Source organism: Frankia sp. CcWB2 (assembly GCF_977927585.1).
On the sequence record NZ_CDWRCM010000015.1, the window covers coordinates 1 to 4,667 of the forward strand.

Here is a 4,667-nt window from a genome sequence, read left to right on the forward strand (position 1 = left end):
ACCAAGCCGGTCAGCGCATCGGAACCCCAGGTACGGAGGACAGACCAAAAGCGGCGCGCGGCCTAGAGGCGCGCGGCGACCAGCGCGGTCAGGTCGACCAGCCGGTTGGAGTAGCCCCACTCATTGTCGTACCAGCCGACGATCTTCACCTGATTGCCGGCGGACATCGTCAGCAGCGAGTCGAACGTGCAGGACGCCGGGGTGTTGACGATGTCGGAGGAGACGATCGGGTCCTCGGTGTAGACAAGGTAGCCCTTCAGCGGGCCCTCCGCCGCCGCCTTGAACGCCGCGTTGACCTCTTCCTTGCTGGCCTTCTTGTCCAGGGTGGCCACCAGGTCGGTGACCGAGCCGTCGAGGACCGGCACCCGCATCGCCAGCCCGTCGAGCTTGCCCTTGAGGTGGGGCAGGACCAGCGCGGTGGCCTTCGCCGCACCCGTGGTGGTCGGGATGATGTTCTGCGCCGCCGCCCGCGCCCGCCGCAGGTCCGAGTGCGGGAAGTCCAGGATGACCTGGTCGTTGGTGTAGGCGTGGATGGTGGTCATCAGCCCCTGGCTGATGCCGAAGGCCTCGTCGAGCACCTTCGCCATCGGCGCGACGCAGTTCGTCGTGCAGGAAGCGTTGGACAGGATGTGGTGCCTGGCCGGGTCGTAGGCGTCGTCGTTCACGCCTATCACCACGGTGATGTCCTCGTCCTTGGCCGGCGCCGAGATGATGACCTTCTTGGCGCCTGCCTGCAGATGCTTGCCCGCGTCCGCCGCCTTGGTGAAGCGGCCGGTGGACTCGATGACAACGTCCACACCCAGATCGACCCAGGGCAGCGCCGCCGGGTCGCGCTCGGCCAGCACCTTGATCACGGTGTCACCGACGCGGATACCCTCGTCGACGACACCGACCGCAGCAGGCAGCGTACCCAGCGTGGTGTCGTACTTGAGCAGATGCGCAAGAGTCTTGTTGTCGGTCAGGTCGTTGACCGCGACGATCTCGAGATCGTTCCGGTTGCTCGCCGCGAGCGCCCGCCAGAAGTTACGACCGATTCGCCCGAAGCCGTTGACACCCACCCGCGTAGCCACGTCCAGGACTCCCTACCGTCTTGTCTCGTCGTTTCGATAGTCACGCCGTCGTTCCGTCGCGACGTCGTCGTTCGGTTGTGACGTTCTCGTTCATGTGGCACTGTCGTTCATGTGGCGCTGTCAAGGCAGGAGCCTAACGAGTTTGCACATCATCGGCGGGAATCCGAACCGTGCGATGCTGGTCTCCTCACACGATGCGGGCACGCCCCACCCGGAAACTACATCCCATCACATCGCTGCGCTGCCGCACCGCCGGTGCGCCTCCGCAGGGCCGAGGGCCGGGCAGATTCCGTGGGCCCGCGCTGACGCCGGCCGAACCGGCCAGGCGGGCGCCCCACGGGCAGACCCCACCCCGAAGAGCCCCGAAGAGCCATCCGATCCCGATGGTGCTACTGGGCCAGTTTTCCACATTACAGGTATGAAATGTCTGGGTACGACCTGGGCCGCTGTTGCTCAGGCGTTCTCAAGGAGATCCGGGGAGACGCTCGCCTCGGTGTTGGGGATACCGAGCGCATTGGCCCTCTTGTCGGCGAGCGCCAACAGCCGGCGGATCCGGCCGGCGACCGCATCCTTGGTCAGCGGCGGGTCCGCGAGCGCGCCCAGTTCCTCCAGGGAGGCCTGCGCGTGATCGAGGCGCAACCGGCCGGCCGCCAGCAGGTGCTCCGGGGCGTCGTCGCCGAGGATGCGCATCGCGGCCTGCACCCGGGCGCCGGCGGCCACCGCGGCCCGGGCGGAGCGGCGCAGGTTGGCGTCGTCGAAGTTCGCCAGCCGGTTGGCCGTCGCCCGGACCTCCCGGCGCATCCGCCGTTCCTCCCAGGCGAGCAGGCTGTCATGCGCACCGATCCTGGTCAGCAGCGCGCCGATCGCGTCGCCGTCGCGGATGACGACACGGTCGACGCCGCGCACGTCCCGGCTCTTGGCCTGGACCCCCAGCCGGCGCGCCGCGCCGACCAGGGCCAGCGCGGCCTCCGGACCGGGCGAGGTCACCTCCAGCGAGCAGGACCGACCCGGCTCGGTCAGTGAACCGTGGGCGAGGAACGCGCCCCGCCAGGCCGCCGCGGCGTCACAGGCGGAGCCCGTGACCACCTGCGGCGGCAGCCCGCGCACCGGGCGGCCACGCTGGTCGAGCAGGCCGGTGGACCGCGCGAGCTGCTCGCCGTCCCGCTCGACGCGCACGATGTAGCGCACCGAGCGGCGCAGCCCACCGGCGGCCAGCACGGCCACCGTCGAGGGGAAGCCGAAGACCTCGGCGATCTCGCGACGCAACCGGCGGGCGGTCGCGCCGGTATCGAGTTCCGCCTCGACCACGATGCGACCACCGACGATGTGCAGCCCCCCACCGAAGCGCAGCAGGGCTGCCATCTCGGCCCGCCGGCAACAGGGCTTCGCGACCCGCAGCCGGCTCAGTTCGTCCTTGACGGTGGCCGTCATCGCCGCCACACCGATCACTCCTTGGCTTCACCGGATGGGGTCCGGCGGACCGGTCCGCCGGACGATGAGTACTGCGTGACCGGCCGCCGGGACGCGGGCGCCGGGCGGGTCGCCTCCGGGAGTCCCGCGAACACCGCGCGGAAGGCCGCGGCGAGCCGGACCGGGTCGTGCACGGGCGCGCCAGGGATCCGCACCGGCGCCAGATGGAGCCGGGCGCCGACGTCCGCCGCCGCCCGGGCGAGCAGGTCGGGGTCGGGCACCGCGGTCGGATCGGCGATCACCACGTCCAGCCGCAGGCCGGGAACGTGCCGGCCGAGGGAGTGGAGATGGGCCTGGGGGGTGTATCCCTCGGTCTCCCCCGGCTGGGCGGCCAGGTTCAACACCATCACCCGGTTCGCCCGGGACATCGCAATCGCCCGGTTCATCCCAGGAACCAACAGATGCGGCAGCATGCTCGTGTAGTGCGATCCCGGCCCAAGGATGATCCAGTCGGCCGCGCCCGCCGCGGCCACCGCCTCCGGACAGGCCGGCGGTGCCGCCGGCGACAGCCGGACACCCACGACCCGTCCACCGGTCGTGGCCACCGCGGCCTGCCCGCGCACCTCGACCTCGGCGGTGGGCGCCCCCGGATCCAGCCCCACGACGTCGGCGACGATGTCGATGCCCCTGGTCGACAGCGGCAGCACCCGCCCCCGCAGACCGAGGAGGGCGGCGGCCAGGTCGAGCGCGGCCACCGGTGATCCGGTGCGCTCGGCGAGCGCGGTGAGCACGAGGTTGCCGACCGCGTGCCCGGCGAGCGGCCCGTCGCCGCCGAACCGGTGCTGGAACACGCCCGCCCAGGTGGTCGACCATCCGTCCGGTCCGGCCAGCGCGGCCAGGGCCATTCGTAGATCGCCCATGGGCAGCGCACCGAGCTCCGCGCGCAGCCGCCCGGAGGATCCACCATCGTCACCGACGGTCACCACGGCGGTAAGCGCCGAGGTGATCTGCCGGAGCGCGGCGAGCGAGGCGGCGAGCCCGTGGCCGCCGCCGAAGGCGACGACCGCCGGTGCCCGGTCCGGACCGTCGGAGCGCGCGGCTACGCCACTGAGGTTCACGGATGGTTCACTCCCGTCCCAGGTCACGGTGCACCACCCGGACCCCCACGCCGCCCGCGGCGAGCCGGGTGCCGAGCTGCTCGGCGATCGCGACGCTACGGTGCTTGCCGCCGGTGCACCCGACGGCCAGCGTGAGATACCGCTTGCCCTCGCGGGCGTAGCCCTCGCCGACCAGGCGGAGCAGCGCCGCGTACTGGTCGAGGAAGTCCTGCGCTCCCGGCTGGGCCAGCACATAGTCGCGCACCTGCGGATCGCGGCCGGTGAACGGGCGCAGCGCCTCCACCCAGTGCGGGTTGGGCAGGAACCGGCAGTCGGCGACGAGATCCGCATCCAGCGGAAGTCCGTACTTGTACCCGAACGACACCACCGTGGCGTTGAGCCGGTTGGCGTTCGGCTGCCCGAACGCGGCGTCGATCTTCGACCGCAGCTCATGGACGTTCAGGTCGGTGGTGTCGAGGACCAGGTCAGCCTCGCCGCGCAGCTCGGCGAGCAGAATCCGTTCCCGGCTGATGCCGTCGACCACCCGCTCGTCGCGCTGCAGCGGATGCGGGCGGCGGACGTGCTCGAACCGGCGGATCAGCGCATCGTCGCTGGCCTCGAGGAACAGCATCCGGGGATGCATGCCCCGCGCGTCGAGCGCCGCGATCGCGGCGCGCAGGTCAGAGAAGAACGGCCGGCCCCGCACGTCCACCACGACGGCGATGCGGCTGACCGTCCCACCAGAACGACGGCCCAGCTCAGCCATGGTGGACAGCAGCTCCGGGGGAAGGTTGTCGACGACGAACCAGCCCAGGTCCTCCAGGCACTTCGCCGCGGTGCTGCGCCCGGCGCCGGACAGCCCGGTGATGATCGCCAAATCCAGGGTCGGGGTGGTCATGAGACGGTCTCCGCGTCGAGGATCTCTCCGGTGTGCGGGTCGACGACGGGGGCGGGCGCGTCGGCGCGGCCCGGCGCCGACCGGGCCAGCGCGGTGACGATCGCCGCCGCCGTCCGCGGGCCGATGCCGGACACCTGCGCGATCTGCTCGGCGCTCGCCGCCCGTACCTTCGCCACCGAACCGAAGTAGCGC

At 71.5% G+C, this 4,667-nt stretch carries 5 protein-coding genes; all 5 read right to left on the reverse strand.

From position 1 onward, the window contains the following. Positions 1-62 precede the first annotated feature (62 nt). On the reverse strand, positions 63-1,070 hold the full coding sequence (gene gap / locus ACY45C_RS03165; protein WP_462186157.1) for a type I glyceraldehyde-3-phosphate dehydrogenase: 1,008 nt from the start codon (positions 1,068-1,070) through the stop codon (positions 63-65). 453 nt (positions 1,071-1,523) lie between these two features. Beyond that, positions 1,524-2,501: a DNA-binding protein WhiA gene (whiA, locus tag ACY45C_RS03170; protein ID WP_462186177.1), complete on the reverse strand. Its 978-nt coding sequence runs from the start codon at positions 2,499-2,501 to the stop codon at positions 1,524-1,526. Positions 2,502-2,515: 14 nt separating this feature from the next. Continuing rightward, on the reverse strand, positions 2,516-3,598 hold the full coding sequence (locus tag ACY45C_RS03175) for a gluconeogenesis factor YvcK family protein (RefSeq protein WP_462186158.1): 1,083 nt from the start codon (positions 3,596-3,598) through the stop codon (positions 2,516-2,518). Positions 3,599-3,605: 7 nt separating this feature from the next. Continuing rightward, positions 3,606-4,475, reverse strand: coding sequence for an RNase adapter RapZ (gene rapZ / locus ACY45C_RS03180; RefSeq protein WP_462186159.1), 870 nt, complete (start codon positions 4,473-4,475; stop codon positions 3,606-3,608). Further along, on the reverse strand, positions 4,472-4,667 hold a 196-nt coding region (locus ACY45C_RS03185; protein WP_462186160.1), incomplete at its 5' end, for a helix-hairpin-helix domain-containing protein. The genes ACY45C_RS03185 and rapZ, both read right to left, overlap by 4 nt.

Coding starts and splice junctions, on each gene's coding strand:
- whiA (WP_462186177.1), bottom strand. CDS start 2,501: ATGACGGCCACCGTCAAGGACGAACTGAGCCGGCTGCGGGTCGCGAAG.
- rapZ (WP_462186159.1), bottom strand. CDS start 4,475: ATGACCACCCCGACCCTGGATTTGGCGATCATCACCGGGCTGTCCGGC.